Here is a 12,579-nt window from a genome sequence, read left to right on the forward strand (position 1 = left end):
CCCGCCGGCACCCCCGACCGAGAGGTGAGCATGTCCAAGACCGTCGACATGTGGTTCGATCCGCTGTGCCCGTGGGCCTGGATGACGTCGCGCTGGCTCCTGGAGGTGGAGCAGGTCCGCGACGTCGAGGTGCGCTTCAACGTGATGAGCCTGTCGGTCCTCAACGAGGGTCGTGACGACCTGCCGGAGAAGTACCGCGAGATGCTCGACCGCGGATGGGCGGGCGTGCGCGTCGCCACCGCCGCTGCGCAGAAGCACGGTGACTCCGTGCTGCGCGACCTCTACACGGCGATCGGCACCCGGGTGCACCCCGGTGGCCGCGCCCTCGACCGCACGGTGCTCGCCGAGGCGCTGGCCGAGCTCGGTCTCGAGCCCGACCTGATCGAGGCTGCCGACAGCGACGCGTACGACGAGGCGCTACGTGCGTCGCACGAGCGCGGGATCAGCCTGGTCGGCGAGGACGTCGGCACCCCGGTCGTCGCGATCGACGGCGTCGCGTTCTTCGGTCCCGTCGTCACTCCGGCACCCAAGGGCGAGGCCGCCGGCCGGCTCTGGGACGGCTGCCTGCTCGTCGCCGGCACCGACGGGTTCTTCGAGCTGAAGCGCACCCGCACGCGCGAGCCGATCTTCGACTGACCCGCCAGCTCACTCTGCGTCGGTCCCCACGCAGACGTCAGGCCCCACCGGACGATTCCGGTGGGGCCTGCGCGCTCCGTGGGGGCCAACGCAGAGTGGTGCGGCGCTAGCATCGCGGCATGCTGCATCCTCAGGCGCGCGCCGCGATCCCGCCCGACGACGACACCTCCTTCGACACGATCGACGTGGTAGCCGATCGTGCGGCCGACCGTGAGGCCGCGCTCGCCGACACGATCCGCATCGACGTCGAGCACGTCGCCGACCTCGACGCCGACGGGGTGCCGGTGCGCCTCTACCGGCCCGAGGAGGACGCGCCCGTCGTGCTCTACGTGCACGGCGGCGGATGGGTCTTCCACGACCTCGAGACGCACGACGCGTTCTGCCGCTACCTCGCGAACGCGACCGGGTGGGCGCTCCTGGCCGTGGACTACCGGCGCGCGCCGGAGCACCCGTACCCTGCTCCGCTCGACGACGTCGCGACCGCGCTCGCCTGGCTCCGTGAGCACGGCGAGGAGCACGCGCTCGACACGTCGCTCGTCGCGGCGGTCGGCGACTCCTCCGGCGCCAACCTGATCGCCGGCCTCTGCCTTCGCGACCGCGGCGCGCTCGCGTACCAGGTCTTGGTCTACCCGCCGCTCGACGCGCTCGCCGACACGGAGTCCCGCCGGAGCGAGGGAGTGGCCGCGAACGGCTTCGTGGCGGCCGACATGGACTGGTACTGGGACCAGTACGCTCCCGCGGCCGACGCCAAGTCCCTCCCCGAGGTCTCGCCGTTGCGTGCGGACGACCTCACCGGTCTCCCGCCGGCGCTCGTGATCACCGCAGAGCACGACCTCCTGCGCGACGAGGGAGAGGCGTACGCGGCACGGCTCGCCGACGCCGGTGTGCCGACCGTCGCGTGGCGCGCCCTCGGGATGACCCACGGGTTCTGGCGCCGACCGTGGGAGTTCGACGCGTCGCGGTCGGCCGTACGCCTGGTGGCGGGCACGCTGCACGACCTCGCCTCGTCCTGGAGCGGCTGAGCGTCGCGAGACCGGGTGTTGAGAGACTGACCCCATGCGCGTTCACATCGGCTGCGACCACGCCGGCTTCGAGCTCAAGAACCACCTCGTCACCCACCTGAGGGGACACGGTCACGACGTCGTCGACCACGGCCCGGCCGAGTACGACGCGCTCGACGACTACCCGCCGTTCTGCATCGCGACCGGTACGGCCGTCGTCGCCGACCCGGACAGCCTCGGCATCGTCGTCGGCGGATCCGGCAACGGTGAGCAGATCGCGGCCAACAAGGTCGACGGTGTCCGCGCGGCGCTCGCCTGGTCGGTCGAGACCGCGACGCTGTCCCGACAGCACAACGACGCGAACGTCGTCGGGATCGGCGCCCGGATGCACACCATCGACGAGGCGACCACGATCGTCGAGGCCTTCCTTTCGACGCCGTTCAGCGGCGACGACCGCCACGCGCGGCGCGTCGCGCTGGTCAGTGCGTACGAGGAGTCCCGCGGCGCAGCTGGTCGCCGCGAGGACGCCTGAGCCGTGCCCGAGGGGCACACCCTCCACCGGCTCGCGCTCGACCTCGATGCCGCCTTCGCCGGCGACACGACGTGGTCCTCGAGCCCGCAGGGCCGGTTCGTCGACGGAGCCGCGCGCATCAACGGGCGGTTGATGGAGCGGGCGGAGGCGTACGGGAAGCAGCTCTTCGTCGCTTTCGCGGGGGTCGAGGAGCAGGTTCGGATCCACCTCGGCCTGATCGGGGGTCTCGCGATCCACGAGTCACCGCCGGGCTCCGGCGGAGTCGGCGACCTCGGTGCCCGCCCGGTCGTGGGCCAGGTGCGGTGGCGTCTGGAGTCCGCGCGGGCCTGGGCCGACCTGCGCGGCGCCACCGTCTGCACTTTGCTCACGCCGGACGAGAAGGCCGCCTACCTCGCAAGACTGGGCCCCGACCCGCTCCGCGACGACGCGCGACCTGAGCTGGCGTGGCAGCGCGTCAACCGCTCGCGCATCTCGATCGCCGCGCTGCTGATGGACCAGGCGGTGCTCGCGGGAGTAGGCAACGTGTACCGCGCCGAGATCCTCTTCCGGCACAACCTGGACCCGTTCATGGAGGGCCGCTTCCTCCGCCGCGCCGAGTGGGACGCGGTGTGGGGCGACCTGGTCGGCCTCATGGCGTACGGCGTCGTGCACAACCGGATCGACACGGTGCGGCCGGAGCACGAACCCGAGGCGATGGGACGACCGGCGCGCAAGGACGACCACGGTGGAGAGGTGTACGTCTACCGCCGCACGCACCAGCCGTGCCTGGTGTGCGAGACACCGGTGCGTACGGAGGTCGTGGCGGGCCGCAACCTGTTCTGGTGCCCGCGGTGCCAGCCGAGGAGCCGCCGCCGTACGCCGGTGCGCGGCTGAACGTCTGCCCGAGGCTGGTCAGCTGACGTCGGGGAGCATGCGCGCGGCGAGCAGCGCCGAGACCTCTTCACGCTCGCGCCGTGCGGCGGCCAGCTCGTTGGCGCACCCGAGGGCGTTGGCGCGGGAGACGTCGGTGGAAGCAAAGCGGGCGAGGCCTGACGCGGCGACGTGCCAGGCGAGGTTGAGGGGACTCATCGCGAACCTCCGAAGAAGGGGCCGACGCGGCGCCTGGGCCGCCTTCCCTGCCAAGCGGGCCAGGCGCCGCGTTGTGCGTGCCGGTTCGTCGATGCGTGATCTCGTTCCGACACCCTCGACACTAGGCGCCGAGGGAATCGAATCGGTTAGGCGCGCATGACGAGTGGGTTAACGTTCCCATTCCGGACATCTCGACCCAAGGGTTCTGGTCAGCGCGGTCGAAGGCCGACCTTCCGGAACCTGCCGTGCAATTTCTCGCTGCGCCGAATAATCCGTTGAGCGTGTCCGTGGGCGTCCCTAGGGTCGTACGGCCGGTCGGTCCCGGCCGGCTTCCGACAGAAGGGAACCATCCATGAGGAACACCCTGATGCGCACGCTGGCGTCGGCAACAGCCGTGGTGGCGGTCACGGCCGGAGGAGTCACCGCGCTCGCGAGTCCCGCGAGCGCCGACGACTACCGGTGCAAGACCAGCGCGAAGGAGTTCCCGACGAACGGCTACAACGCCGACGTGAAGGTCGAGCTGTGCCTCGTGCGCAGCTGGGGCGGCTCGGGCGGGAGCAACGAGATCAAGCGTGCCTACGCCCGTGTCAGCTGGGGCGAGTCCGGCTCGGGCAAGTGGGAGAAGTTCGCCGTACAGGTGCGGATCGAGCAGAACGACGCGATCGTCAAGTCCAAGACCTGCACCGTGACGAACATCAGCAACACGTCAGGCTCCTACACCTGCTCGCTCGGCCCTTACTCGAACATCTCGGGCAACACGGCCGACGGCACCGTGACGTACAACGTCAACGACGACGGCCTGGGCAACCAGTCCTGGGGGCTTGCGGGGACGCCGAAGCTCTGATCGGACTGCGCCGCCTGGATCGGGCCGGGCGGCGCGGCTCGGGGCGCGTGGAGCGGACGACGGGAATCGAACCCGCGTAATCAGTTTGGAAGACTGAGGCTCTACCATTGAGCTACGTCCGCGCGTTGTCGCCGGGCCGTACGCCCTGCGGTCAACCGCGACCATGATGACACATCGACCCGCTGATCCTCGCAAGGGGTAGCGCGCGGGTGTGGCGTCGAGGATGCCCGCGATTCGGGGTCGATCGGCATCGTCTACTACAGTGGTGCGGGCGCCCGCACCATGCGAACGGTGCGCACCGGGATGTAGCGCAGCTTGGTAGCGCATCCGCTTTGGGAGCGGAGGGTCGCAGGTTCAAATCCTGTCATCCCGACAGCCGACGACACGTCACCACAACGGTGACGTCTGCACGACGACCAAGGAGAACGTACTCGTGAAGAGTGCCCAGGAGAATCTGAGCCCGACCCGGGTCAAGCTGACCATCGAGGTTCCGTTCGAGGAGCTCAAGCCGGCCCTCGACAAGGCCTACAAGACGATCGGGTCGCAGATCTCGGTCCCCGGCTTCCGCCGCGGCAAGGTCCCCTCGAAGGTCGTCGACCAGCGTGTCGGTCGCGGTGCGATCCTCGACCAGGCCATCAACGACGCCCTTCCGGGCATCTACTCGCAGGCCGTCGCCGAGGCGGGCATCCAGCCCCTCGGCCAGCCTGAGGTCGACGTGTCCCGCCTCGAGGACGGCGAGCTCGTCGAGTTCACCGTCGAGGTGGACGTCCGCCCCGAGTTCGAGACGCCCGACCTGAGCGACGTCGAGGTCACCGTGCCCGACGTGACGGTCGAGGACGCCGACATCGACGAGCAGATCCAGTCGCTGCGCGAGCGTTTCGCCACGCTGTCCGAGGTCGACCGCCCCGCCGCCGAGAACGACTTCGTCACGATCGACCTGTCCGCGAGCAAGGACGGCGAGAAGATCGAGGCCGCCCAGGCCAGCGGTGTCGCATACCAGATCGGCAAGAACTCGATGCTCGACGGGCTCGACGAGGCCGTCACTGGCATGAGCGCCGGCGAGACCAAGACCTTCCAGACCCAGCTCGCCGGTGGCGACCTCGTGGGCGAGGACGTGGACGTCGAGGTCACGCTCAGCGTCGTCAAGGAGCAGGAGCTCCCCGAGCTCGACGACGAGTTCGCCCAGACCGCGTCGGAGTTCGACACGGTCGACGAGCTGCGTGCCGACATCAGCGAGAAGCTCCTCCGCGGCAAGCGGATCGAGCAGGCCGCTGACGCCCGCGACGCCGTCCTCGAGGCAGCGCTCGAGAAGCTCGACGTGCCGCTCCCCGAGACGGTCCTCGACGCCGAGCTCACGAACCGTCGCCAGCAGATCGAGCAGCAGCTCGCCTACGCGGGCATGTCGATGGACGCCTACCTCGAGTCCGAGGAGCAGACGGCCGAGGAGTTCGAGGCCGACCTCGAGAAGCGCGTTCGCGACTCGCTCGTGGCGCAGTTCCTCCTCGACCAGATCGCCGCCGACGCCGAGATCGGCATCGAGCAGGACGAGCTCACCGAGCACATGCTCCGCCGCGCGCAGCAGTCCGGTGAGGACCCGCAGTCGTTCATGCAGCACATGGTCGAGCACAACCACATCCCGGAGCTCGTGTCCGAGGTCGTGCGCGGCAAGGCGCTCGCCTCGATCGTCGAGAACGCGACCGTCAAGGACGAGTCGGGCAACGTCATCGACCTCGCGAACCTGCGCGGCGACGGCACGTTCGCCGAGGGTGACGACGCCGAGGGTGACGAGACCGAGGGTGACGACGCCGAGAGCGACGACAAGGCCTGATCTCCGCCCAACGCGTACGACGGCCCCTCCCGCAGCTGCGGGAGGGGCCGTCGTCGTGTGACAAGGGTCCGATTCGGCGTACGGGGTAGCGCGCTGTGATCGGATACCGGGAGTATGTGGAGGTGCCTCCTACGCCCCGCACCGCGCACTCCGCCGCGCTGGCCCTCGGGTTCGCCGACGACGTCGTGGTGCCGTGCGTCCGTGAGGTGCACGGCGCGGTCGCGCGCCGCGTCTTCGGTGCCGTTGCGGGCGGCAGGGCTCCGCAGCTGGCCCACGACGCGGTCGCGGCCGTGGCGTACGCCGGGGTCTCCGGCGGCCTCCGCGGTGCGAGCCGCGGCCTTCGGCACCTGGCCGACCGCGGCGTCGGCGCTCCCGTCGAGAGCAGCCGGCGGACCCGCATGCTCCGCTCGGCGATCAACGCGCTCGTCGGTGACCAGCTGGCCGACCGCGACGACCCGTACGCGCTGTCGATGGCCCTGCGCGTCGAGGGCGAGGACGTCGTCCCGGAGCCGTACGCGTTCGCGCTCGCCTACCCCGGTGCGAGGAGCGAGGTCGTCGTCCTCGTCCACGGTCTCGGCGAGAACGACGACTCGTGGGACCGCGGGGTCGACCGCCACGGAGCCACGTACGACGACGTGCTCCGCGACCGGACGGACGCGACCCCGGTCCGGCTGCGTTACAACACCGGGCGCCACGTCTCCGACAACGGCGCCGACCTGTCCAACCTGCTGACGAAGATCGTGGCGGGATGGCCCGTGCCGGTCACGCGTCTGCACCTCGTCGGGCACTCGATGGGCGGGCTCGTCATCCGGTCCGCGACGGCGTACGGCGTCTCGCGACGTGCGGCGTGGACCGACGCGGTCGCGACCGTGGTGTGCCTCGGCACCCCGCATCTGGGCGCTCCGCTCGAGCGCGCGGTCCACCTCGGCTCGCGTGCCCTGGGCCTCGTCCCCGAGAGTCTCCCGTTCGCGGGAGTCCTCGGTGCACGCTCCGCCGGGATCGTCGACCTCCGGCACGGCTACGTGACGCGCGAGGAGTGGCACGGCCAGGACCTCACGGCCCGGTGGGGCGACGGGCGGCTCGCCGTCGCTCCGCTGCCGCGCGCGTCGTACCACTTCGTCGCCGCGAGGGCCGACGTCATGGTGACGCCTGGGTCCGCTGCCGGGGCGCCTCGCGGGGCCGACGCCGTGGTCGGTGGCGCCTCGACGTCGCGTGTGTCGGGCGGGCACCTGGGACTGCTCAACCATCCCCGGCTCGCCGCCCGGCTCGCAGAGTGGGTCGCCGGCCGCCCCGCGGCACTGCCCGCCGGCACCCTCGCCGACTGACCGCCTCGTCCGCCGTACCCAGCCCCGAAGGGATCTCATGACCACGCCCACCGCCGACCCGTACCTGCTCGAGGTCAGCATCGACGTCGATGCGCCGCCGAGGACCGTCTGGGACGCTCTCTCCGACCTGCGACGCATGCCCGAGTGGAGCCCGCAGACCCGGCGGATGATCGTCCTCGGCCGCACCAAGGTCGGGGCGCACACGATCAACGTCAACCGGCTCGGGTGGAAGATGTGGCCGACCACGTCCAAGGTCGTCCGGTACGAGCCGCAGCGGGCGATCGCCTTCTCGGTCCCCGTGAACGGCACGGTCTGGACGTACGAGCTCGAGGACCTGGGCGAGGGCAGGACGCGGATCGTCGAGCGGCGCGAGGCTCCCGAGGGGTCGACGAGCGCGTCCAAGATGCTCGTCAAGCGGTTCCTCGGCGGCCACGACGGCTACTCCGCGACGCTCGAGAAGGACATGGCCGCGACGCTGGCACGGATCAAGGCAGCGGCAGAACGCGACGGCTGACGCGTCCAGGGGCGGGTTGTGCGCCCGTAGCGAAATCCGAAGGGTTCCGCTCGGGTTCGTCCGCCCGCCCCGCTAGGGTCGAGCACGTGAACACAGAGACGACTCCCCGCATGGCCGGCGACGTCGGCCCCTCGGATCTCGACGGCCACATCTACCAGCGACTCCTCAAGGAGCGCATCGTCTTCCTCGGTTCCGAGGTTCGCGATCAGAACGCCAACGCGATCTGTGCGCAGATGCTGCTGCTCAATGCCGAGGACCCCAAGAGCGACATCCGGCTCTACATCAACTCGCCCGGCGGTTCGGTCGACTCGGGCATGGCGATCTACGACACCATGCAGTTCATCTCGAACGACGTCGTCACCGTCGGCATGGGTCTGGCCGCCTCGATGGGCCAGTTCCTGCTCGCTGCGGGCACCAAGGGCAAGCGGTACGCCCTCCCGCACGCGCGGATCATGATGCACCAGCCGTCCGGCGGCCTCGGCGGCTCGGCCTCCGACATCCGCATCCAGGCCGAGCAGAGCCTGCTCCTCAAGCAGCAGCTCAACGAGCTCCAGGCATTCCACACGGGCCAGGACCTCGAGGCGATCGAGCGCGACTCCGACCGCGACCGCTGGTTCACCGCCGAGCAGGCGAGGGACTACGGCTTCATCGACCACGTGATCGCCCGCGAGAACGACGTCACGCGAGGTGAGGCATCGTGACCGCGACCTCCCTGCCGCTGTCCCGTCTCCCTCAGGGTGGCCCGACCTCAGGAGCCGACATGACCATGCCGCACCAGCAGTTCGCCCCGGCGATGAACTACTACATCCCCCAGTGGGAGGAGCGGACGTCCTACGGGTTCCGCCGCATCGACCCGTACGCGAAGCTGTTCGAGGACCGCATCATCTTCCTCGGCACCCCGATCTCCGACGAGGTCGCCAACGCGGTGATGGCGCAGCTCCTGTGCCTGCAGTCGATGGACCCTGACCGCGACATCTCGCTCTACATCAACTCGCCCGGCGGCTCCTTCACGGCGCTCACGGCGATCTACGACACGATGCGCTACCTCAAGCCGGACGTGCAGACCGTGTGCCTCGGCCAGGCGGCCTCGGCGGCGGCGGTGCTGCTCGCAGCGGGCACGCCCGGCAAGCGCCTGGCGCTTCCCAACAGCCGCATCCTGATCCACCAGCCGTACACCGAGGGCACCTACGGGCAGAGCTCCGACCTCGAGATCACGGCCCGCGAGATCCTGCGCATGCGCGAGCTGCTGGAGACGATGATCTCCGAGGCGTCGGGCAAGCCCAAGGACGAGGTCAGCCGCGACGTGGAGCGCGACAAGATCCTCACTGCCGACCAGGCGGTCGAGTACGGCCTCGTGGACCAGATCCTCGAGACCCTCAAGACCCCGGCGGTCTGATCCCGATCTGACACGCCCGTGTGCCGGGTCGGCCGCACGTCGGCCCGGCACAGGGTACGGTCGATAGAAGCATCGCTGGGGGAGAGCCCCGCGCGACGAAGGTGAGGAAGCAGTGGCACGCATCGACGGCGGCGACCTGCTCAAGTGCTCGTTCTGCGGCAAGAGCCAGAAGCAGGTCAAGAAGCTGATCGCGGGGCCAGGCGTCTACATCTGCGACGAGTGCATCGAGCTCTGCAACGAGATCATCGAGGACGAGCTCCAGGAGACGTCCGAGGTCTCTCTCGAGGAGCTCCCGAAGCCGCGTGAGATCTACGAGTTCCTCAACCAGTACGTCATCGGTCAGGACTCTGCCAAGAAGTCGCTCGCCGTTGCGGTCTACAACCACTACAAGCGTGTGCAGGCCGGAGCCGCCGCAGGTCGTCACAAGGACGACGTCGTCGAGCTCGCGAAGTCCAACATCCTTCTCGTCGGGCCCACGGGCTGCGGCAAGACCTATCTCGCCCAGACCCTCGCGCGCATGCTCAACGTGCCCTTCGCGATCGCCGACGCCACGGCGCTGACCGAGGCCGGCTACGTCGGCGAGGACGTCGAGAACATCCTTCTCAAGCTGATCCAGGCCGCTGACTACGACGTCAAGAAGGCCGAGACCGGCATCATCTACATCGACGAGGTCGACAAGATCGCCCGCAAGAGCGAGAACCCGTCGATCACGCGCGACGTCTCCGGCGAGGGCGTCCAGCAGGCCCTTCTCAAGATCCTCGAGGGCACGACCGCGTCGGTGCCGCCGCAGGGCGGGCGCAAGCACCCGCACCAGGAGTTCATCCAGATCGACACCACCAACATCCTCTTCATCGTGGGTGGTGCGTTCGCAGGGATCGAGCAGATCATCGAGAGCCGCAACGGCAAGATGTCGCTCGGCTTCAACACCAACCGCGAGGAGCGGGCGACCGAGCGCGTCAGCGGGCACGTCTTCACCAAGCTCATGCCCGAGGACCTGCTCAAGTTCGGCCTGATCCCGGAGTTCATCGGCCGCCTCCCCGTCATCGCGACGGTCGAGAACCTCGACAAGGAAGCCCTCGTCGAGATCCTCACGCAGCCGAAGAACGCCCTCACCAAGCAGTACGGCAAGCTCTTCGCGATCGACCAGGTCGAGCTCGAGTTCGCCGACGACGCGATCGACGCGATGGCCGACCTCGCGCTGCTGCGCGGCACCGGTGCACGCGGTCTGCGCGCGATCATCGAAGAGGTCCTGCTCAACGTCATGTACGAGGTGCCGAGCCGTGACGACGTCGCGAAGGTCGTCGTCACCAAGGAGACGGTCCTCGACAACGTCAACCCGACCTTGGTGCCGCACCGCGACGAAGAGCGTCGCGACAAGGCTTCCTGAGCCGTCTCTCCGCGGCTTGACCTGCGGGTGTGGTCTCGATCGCTTCGCGCCTCGACCAGCGGTATGGGCCGCTCGACCAGCGAGGGTCCTAGGCCAGTGAGGTGCCGAGGATGAGCAGCAGCGACGAGCCGGCTGCCGTCACGGTCGCGACCGTCGCGAGTGCCACGACTCCGGCGGGCAGCGGCCAGAGGTCTCGCACCCGCAGGCCGAGCCCGAGTCCGAACATCCCGGCTGCGAGGAACAGGGTCGTGACCGTCTCGGCGAGTCCGAGCGCTCCGGGGCTCACCACGCCGGTGGCCCGAACGGCGACAGCGACGAGGAATCCCGCGACGAACCAGGGGACGACGGGAGCGCTCGTGGCCTCCTCGCCGCCCTGTCGCCGTGATGCGACGGCGTAGACGCCGGCGAGCGTGAGGACGCGGCCCAGCTTGATGGTCGTGGCGACCGCGACTGCCAGCGGTCCGCCGATCAGGGATGCCGCCGCGATCACCTGGGCGACCTCGTGGATGCTCGCGCCGGCCCACAGCGCAGCGTGCTCGGTGGAGAGGCCGAGGGCGCGTCCGGCCAGTGGCAGGAGCGCGATCATCGCGGTCCCGTAGACGGTGACGAGCGCCACCGCGACGGCGACGTGCCGCTGCCGAGCTCGCACCCCGTCCTGGACAGCCGCGATCGCCGCAGCACCACAGACCGAGAAACCTGCGGCGATCAGGGTCACCAGGCCGCGTTCGATCCCGAGCGCGTCCCCGACGACCGTAGTGACCGTGTACGTGATGGCGACCGTCGCCACGACGACGACCACGCCACCGAGGCCGATCCCGAGCAGGTCGTCCAGCGGCAGCCGCAGGCCGAGAAGGACGATGCCGACCCGAAGGCAGGTACGAGCGACGGCTGACGGTGTCGCGAGGAGCTCGGCGGGTGCCGCTGAGGCGTTCGCGACGACGGCCCCGAGTGCGAGGGCCACCAGCATCGGCCCGAGCAGCGGGACCGCGCTGCTGACCGCCATCGCGACGACCCCGGCGAGCGCCGGAGCGACGACGAGGACGGGGCGGGGAGACGTGGTCACCCCTCCAGGGTCGGTGAGCGGCGCCGTACCCAGTAGTGGCGAGAACGGGCTCGACTCATAAGGTGGGGTGATGACTCCGGACGTCGACGTGCAGACGCTGCGTCTTCTGGTGAGTGTCGCGGAGCATGGCAGCCTCGGCGCATCGGCCAGGGATCTCGGGATGACGCAGCCTGCAGCGAGCGCCCGGATCCGCGCGTTCGAGGCACGTTGGCGGATCAGCGTACTGACCCGCTCGCCGCGAGGATCACGCCTGACGGAGGACGGTGAGGTCGTCGTGTCGTGGGCCCGCACCCTGCTGCACGAGCTCGAGACGGTCAGATCCAGCCTGCTGGCCCTCGGCGAGGAGCGGCGTTCGGGGGTGGCCGTCGCCGCGAGCCTGACGATCGCCGACCTGATCCTCCCGCGGTGGCTCGCCGAGCTGCGCGCCCGACGACCCGAGGTGAGTCCCCGCCTGCACGTGGTCAACAGCGACACCGTCGCCGCCATGGTCCGCGACGGAGACGTCGACCTCGGCTTCATCGAGTCTGCCGGCACCCCGCACGACCTCGCGACGAGGGTGGTCGGCCACGACAGCCTCGCGGTCGTGGTCGCCCCGGGCCATCCGTGGTCACGTCGCCGGACCCCGGTGACGCTCGACGAGCTCCAGACAGCGTCGTACGTCGTCCGCGAGCCCGGAAGCGGCACGCGGAGCACCTTCGAGGCGGCCCTGCGACGCCAGCCGGCGATCGTCCTCGAGGCCAGCTCGACCAGCGCTCTGCTCGGTGCTGCCGCCGCGGGAGTGGGGCCCGCGGTCGTCTCGCGTCGCGCGGTCGTCGGTGACGTCGAGCGCGGCCGGCTCGTGATCGTACCGACGGCGCTGGACCTGCGCCGCCCCCTGACAGCGGTGTGGGACCGGCGGCGACGACTCCAGGACGCCGCGGCCGATCTCGTCCTCATCGCTGCCGAGGCGTCGCGCGAGACCTGACGGCGGGCCCACGGCTCCGCG

General features: G+C 70.0%; 14 protein-coding genes and 2 tRNA genes. 13 read left to right on the forward strand and 3 right to left on the reverse strand.

The genetic code is table 11. The features are described 5' to 3' along the window. The first annotated feature begins 30 nt into the window (after nt 1-30). From AB3M34_RS07480 to AB3M34_RS07495, 4 genes are all read left to right on the forward strand, one after another. Nucleotides 31-636: a DsbA family protein gene (locus AB3M34_RS07480; RefSeq protein ID WP_370618668.1), complete on the forward strand. Its 606-nt coding sequence runs from the start codon at nt 31-33 to the stop codon at nt 634-636. Between the two features lie 119 nt (nt 637-755). Continuing rightward, nucleotides 756-1,658 (forward strand): alpha/beta hydrolase, encoded by a 903-nt coding sequence (locus AB3M34_RS07485; RefSeq protein ID WP_370618669.1) that lies wholly within the window; start codon nt 756-758, stop codon nt 1,656-1,658. Nucleotides 1,659-1,692: 34 nt separating this feature from the next. Continuing rightward, a complete protein-coding gene (locus AB3M34_RS07490; RefSeq protein ID WP_370618671.1) occupies nt 1,693-2,169 on the forward strand; it encodes a ribose-5-phosphate isomerase in 477 nt (158 codons plus the stop codon). Between the two features lie 3 nt (nt 2,170-2,172). After that, a complete protein-coding gene (locus AB3M34_RS07495) occupies nt 2,173-3,042 on the forward strand; it encodes an Fpg/Nei family DNA glycosylase (protein ID WP_370618672.1) in 870 nt (289 codons plus the stop codon). Nucleotides 3,043-3,060: 18 nt separating this feature from the next. Here the strand turns inward: AB3M34_RS07495 and AB3M34_RS07500 are convergent, their stop codons facing one another. Further along, nucleotides 3,061-3,237 carry a hypothetical protein gene (locus AB3M34_RS07500; RefSeq protein ID WP_370618674.1) on the reverse strand — a complete coding sequence of 59 codons (177 nt, stop codon included), beginning with the start codon at nt 3,235-3,237 and terminating at the stop codon, nt 3,061-3,063. Nucleotides 3,238-3,589: 352 nt separating this feature from the next. Here AB3M34_RS07500 and AB3M34_RS07505 point away from each other — a divergent pair, with 352 nt between their 5' ends. Continuing rightward, nucleotides 3,590-4,081 carry a hypothetical protein gene (locus tag AB3M34_RS07505; protein WP_370618676.1) on the forward strand — a complete coding sequence of 164 codons (492 nt, stop codon included), beginning with the start codon at nt 3,590-3,592 and terminating at the stop codon, nt 4,079-4,081. A 48-nt stretch (nt 4,082-4,129) separates the two neighbouring features. On the opposite strand, the gene AB3M34_RS07510 is transcribed toward AB3M34_RS07505, so the two are convergent. After that, a tRNA-Gly gene (locus AB3M34_RS07510) sits at nt 4,130-4,203 on the reverse strand. Nucleotides 4,204-4,380: 177 nt separating this feature from the next. On the opposite strand from AB3M34_RS07510, the gene AB3M34_RS07515 reads away from it, so the two are divergent. The 7 genes from AB3M34_RS07515 to clpX all read left to right on the forward strand — a co-directional run bounded on the left by AB3M34_RS07515 (nt 4,381) and on the right by clpX (nt 10,531). After that, a tRNA-Pro gene (locus AB3M34_RS07515) sits at nt 4,381-4,454 on the forward strand. Nucleotides 4,455-4,514: 60 nt separating this feature from the next. Next, nucleotides 4,515-5,909, forward strand: coding sequence for a trigger factor (tig, locus tag AB3M34_RS07520; protein WP_370618678.1), 1,395 nt, complete (start codon nt 4,515-4,517; stop codon nt 5,907-5,909). Between the two features lie 122 nt (nt 5,910-6,031). Continuing rightward, on the forward strand, nt 6,032-7,234 hold the full coding sequence (locus AB3M34_RS07525) for an esterase/lipase family protein (RefSeq protein ID WP_370618680.1): 1,203 nt from the start codon (nt 6,032-6,034) through the stop codon (nt 7,232-7,234). 37 nt (nt 7,235-7,271) lie between these two features. Then, complete coding sequence (locus AB3M34_RS07530; protein ID WP_370618682.1) at nt 7,272-7,748, forward strand: SRPBCC family protein; 477 nt, start codon at nt 7,272-7,274, stop codon at nt 7,746-7,748. Nucleotides 7,749-7,858: 110 nt separating this feature from the next. After that, nucleotides 7,859-8,449: an ATP-dependent Clp protease proteolytic subunit gene (locus AB3M34_RS07535; RefSeq protein WP_370619963.1), complete on the forward strand. Its 591-nt coding sequence runs from the start codon at nt 7,859-7,861 to the stop codon at nt 8,447-8,449. A gap of 59 nt (nt 8,450-8,508) precedes the next feature. Then, a complete protein-coding gene (locus AB3M34_RS07540) occupies nt 8,509-9,144 on the forward strand; it encodes an ATP-dependent Clp protease proteolytic subunit (RefSeq protein ID WP_370618683.1) in 636 nt (211 codons plus the stop codon). Nucleotides 9,145-9,256: 112 nt separating this feature from the next. Beyond that, on the forward strand, nt 9,257-10,531 hold the full coding sequence (gene clpX, locus AB3M34_RS07545; protein WP_370618685.1) for an ATP-dependent Clp protease ATP-binding subunit ClpX: 1,275 nt from the start codon (nt 9,257-9,259) through the stop codon (nt 10,529-10,531). 88 nt (nt 10,532-10,619) lie between these two features. On the opposite strand, the gene AB3M34_RS07550 is transcribed toward clpX, so the two are convergent. Then, nucleotides 10,620-11,594, reverse strand: coding sequence for a YeiH family protein (locus AB3M34_RS07550; RefSeq protein ID WP_370618687.1), 975 nt, complete (start codon nt 11,592-11,594; stop codon nt 10,620-10,622). A 70-nt stretch (nt 11,595-11,664) separates the two neighbouring features. On the opposite strand from AB3M34_RS07550, the gene AB3M34_RS07555 reads away from it, so the two are divergent. Beyond that, complete coding sequence (locus AB3M34_RS07555) at nt 11,665-12,558, forward strand: LysR family transcriptional regulator (protein ID WP_370618689.1); 894 nt, start codon at nt 11,665-11,667, stop codon at nt 12,556-12,558. Nucleotides 12,559-12,579 lie beyond the last annotated feature (21 nt).

The organism is Mumia sp. Pv4-285 (assembly GCF_041320275.1).
Lineage (GTDB): Bacteria > Actinomycetota > Actinomycetes > Propionibacteriales > Nocardioidaceae > Mumia > Mumia qirimensis.